Source organism: Desulfovibrio sp. ZJ200 (genome assembly GCF_011039095.1).
Taxonomy (GTDB): Bacteria; Desulfobacterota; Desulfovibrionia; order Desulfovibrionales; family Desulfovibrionaceae; genus Desulfovibrio.
In genome coordinates this window covers 1-3,288 of sequence record NZ_JAAKEH010000095.1, presented here as the reverse complement: position 1 = coordinate 3,288, position 3,288 = coordinate 1, and the positions used below count along the sequence as shown (strand labels likewise).

The window sequence follows — 3,288 nt, the reverse complement described above, 5'->3', positions numbered from 1 at the left end:
TGGCGTTGCTGTTGGAGTTTCAGAGCACGCCCGACCACTGGATGGCCCTGAGAACGCTGTCCTATGCGACCTTGCTTCTGCTTGATCTCGTCAAGACGGGAAATGTACGTGAAAACGAAGGGTTGCCGCCGGTGTTTCCCATTGTTATATACAATGGAGGCAAGGCGTGGAAAGCGCCGCAGGATGTGGCGGCATTGTTCGCTCCCATGCCGGAGAGCCTGAAATTTTATCGTCCCCAACACCGGCATTTTTTGCTGGACGAAAGTAGTGTGTCGGGAGATGAACTGGACAAAAGCACGGGCCTGGTCGCGCAGCTCCTGAGACTGGAACGAGCGCAGGAGCCGGAACAGGTCCGGCAGATAGTCAGGGAATTGATAAGCCGACTTCATGGGCCTGAATACCTGCTTTTGCGTCGGGCGTTTACAGTATGGTTGGGCCGTGTTGTCCTTAAACGCTCCGGAATAACAGAAGAAATTCCCGACTTTCAAGACTTGCGGGAGGTGGACGCCATGTTGGAAGAACGCGCCGCTCAGTGGAAAGATGAATATATTCAGCAAGGGGTAATGATTGGGAAGGCTGAAGGGAGAGCTGAAGGAAAGGCTGAAGGTATAGGATTGGCCTTGCGGGATTTGCTGGAGGCCCGCTTTGGAACGCTCCCCCAATCCGTGACCTCCTATATTGCGAATTCATCTGATTCAAACGCCCTTCGGAAACTGACGCTTTCCGCATACCATGCGGAGTCGTTGCAGGCGTTTATTGACCAGATCAAAAAGGATGACGCCAAGCTGATGTGATTTATATATCCAGTAAAGTATACTGCCGCTTGTTTTTTCATGATGCAAGCGGCATTTTTTATTCATTGATACCTATGGCAATACTCTTTTTGGGCTGGAGCAGATTACCTTTGACTTTTTATGAAAGTCAAAGGTAATCTGCTCCAGTTGATACTCTCGAAAAGGGATACACCGTGAAGGAACTGGCGGGCATCATGGCCCAGGGCAAACGTGGTCATTCCCGCGCCCGTCATCCGGGCAAAGGTGCTTCCCGCGAAGGCGGCTCCGCGAAAATACGAGCCGAAGCCCCGGCCTGAAACCGCGAAACCCGTCGCGGCTCCTCCCGCTGCCGCAGTCAACAATTACTATCTTCATTCACAGGGTAAGCATACAAAACTGTTTCCCAATTATTCATAAAATGGTGTTCAAGGTAAAATGTATATTGTAAATTCAGATCATGCAAAAATTTTGGAATTGTAAAAAAGTCTTCCGGTTTATGGTAAAGACAAATAGCCAGCTTGGGACGAAAACAACGCAAGATATTTTCCGCGCCATACAGGGTAGCGAGTTCAGATCCCTCCACATCCATCTTGATGAAGTCAACCTTTTCCCAGTGACGGCGCGCTATTTCCTGATCGAGAGTTGTTTGCGGCACATGAGCGCGTTGTTCCGTCGCAAGCCCCCCTGCATGACTCCCCGCCCCACACAGGTTTAACGCGATTTCCCCCTGGTTTGTGTCACTTGTCGCAGCAGGAACAAAGAACATGCGCCCGGCGAGGCGAGGATTTAATGCCCGGTTATGGAGAAAAAGCCTGCCGATTTCCGGATGAGGCTCAAAGGAAAGCACTTTCCCCTGTTCACCTGTCCTGGCGGCAAACATCAAGGCCGTATCGCCATAGCAGGCGCCGCAGTCAAGAATGAAGTCGCCGCGAGTTACCTCCACACGGATTGTATCCGACGCATAACAATATGGCGGAAATGCCGCAAGCTGATAGAGAAATTCCGGATTGGCGTACAATTCTATCTGCTCTCCTGCCACAGGCACGGCATATCTGAACAGCGGGCCGAGATCGGCGACTCCTCCGGCCATTGAACGCTCCATATCCACATCGGGATCGGAGACGGCGCAGGTCTTCGCCAGATGTCTTTTCAGTTGGATAGCGTTTTCCGCATAATACGGAAACTTAACGAAACGATGCCCTAAAATGGCATAAAGCGTCACGAGCACCAATGTTTCTCGGGAATGCCTATCCGCAAGCATATCGTACAGCAATCCCTTACTTATCACATGTGTGTCAATATACTTCATATTGGCACGCAGGAATATTTGTACATCTGGAATTCTATTTTTGAGGAACCATTCCTTGTCCTTGTGGGAGTTTGCTTCGCAAGGGTTTGCATAATAAGCAAGACTGTTGTCAACATAACGAAATTTTGAAGAAGTCAAACGTTCTTCTATTCCTGATATAATTTTTTTTCTAAATATATCGAACATAGTACACCTTAGAGCATTTTGCTTTTGAAATTATTCAATTTCAAAAGCAGCGCTGCCATCATTTCCCCGCAAGCGGGACAAGCGCCTGGAAAGCGTGGTTTTCAGGCTCATTGCTTCAGCCGTTGCGACGAAGGAAGCTACGGATGAAGTCTGGATGCGAAATGATGGCGGCGAAGTGATTGAAAATGGATATGTTCAATCAAAAATGCTCTACAGTTGTGGATATTTTCATTAGCAAAAATGCTCTCCCCCCCAAATGCCGCTTGCATCATGAAAAAACAAGCGGCATTATGTTTTGCTGGATATATAATCACATCAGCTTGGCGTCATCTTTTTTGATCTGGTCAATAAACGCCTGCAACGACTCCGCATGGTATGCGGAAAGCGTCAGTTTCCGCAGGGCGTTTGAATCGGATGAACTCGCGATATAGGAAGTCACGGATTGGGGGAGCGTTCCAAATCGGGCCTCCAGCAAATCCCGCAAGGCCAATCCTATACCTTCAGCCTTTCCTTCAGCCCTCCCTTCAGCTCTCCCTTCAGCCTTCCCAATCATTACCCCTTGCTGAATATATTCATCTTTCCACTGAGCGGCGCGTTCTTCCAACATGGCGTCCACCTCCCGCAAGTCTTGAAATTCGGGAATTTCTTCTGTTATTCCGGAGCGTTTAAGGACAACACGGCCCAACCATACTGTAAACGCCCGACGCAAAAGCAGGTATTCAGGCCCATGAAGTCGGCTTATCAATTCCCTGACTATCTGCCGGACCTGTTCCGGCTCCTGCGCTCGTTCCAGTCTCAGGAGCTGCGCGACCAGGCCCGTGCTTTTGTCCAGTTCATCTCCCGACACACTGCTTTCGTCCAGCAAAAAATGCCGGTGTTGGGGACGATAAAATTTCAGGCTCTCCGGCATGGGAGCGAACAATGCCGCCACATCCTGCGGCGCTTTCCACGCCTTGCCTCCATTGTATATAACAATGGGAAACACCGGCGGCAACCCTTCGTTTTCACGCACATTTCCCG

General features: G+C 49.8%; 3 protein-coding genes. 1 reads left to right on the top strand and 2 read right to left on the bottom strand.

All coding sequences use genetic code 11. The features are described 5' to 3' along the window. Positions 1 to 794, top strand: a 794-nt coding sequence (locus G7Y52_RS14670; RefSeq protein ID WP_165073193.1) for an Rpn family recombination-promoting nuclease/putative transposase, incomplete at its 5' end; no start/stop codon positions are given. 334 nt (positions 795 to 1,128) lie between these two features. Here G7Y52_RS14670 and G7Y52_RS14665 read toward each other — a convergent pair. Then, on the bottom strand, positions 1,129 to 2,268 hold the full coding sequence (locus tag G7Y52_RS14665; RefSeq protein ID WP_165073191.1) for an FkbM family methyltransferase: 1,140 nt from the start codon (positions 2,266 to 2,268) through the stop codon (positions 1,129 to 1,131). A 310-nt stretch (positions 2,269 to 2,578) separates the two neighbouring features. Further along, positions 2,579 to 3,288: Rpn family recombination-promoting nuclease/putative transposase (locus G7Y52_RS14660; RefSeq protein WP_165073189.1), on the bottom strand; the 710-nt coding region annotated here is incomplete at its 5' end.

Excerpts from the sequence above, each read along its gene's own strand:
- G7Y52_RS14665 (WP_165073191.1), bottom strand. The coding sequence starts at position 2,268 with ATGTTCGATATATTTAGAAAAAAAATTATATCAGGAATAGAAGAACGT.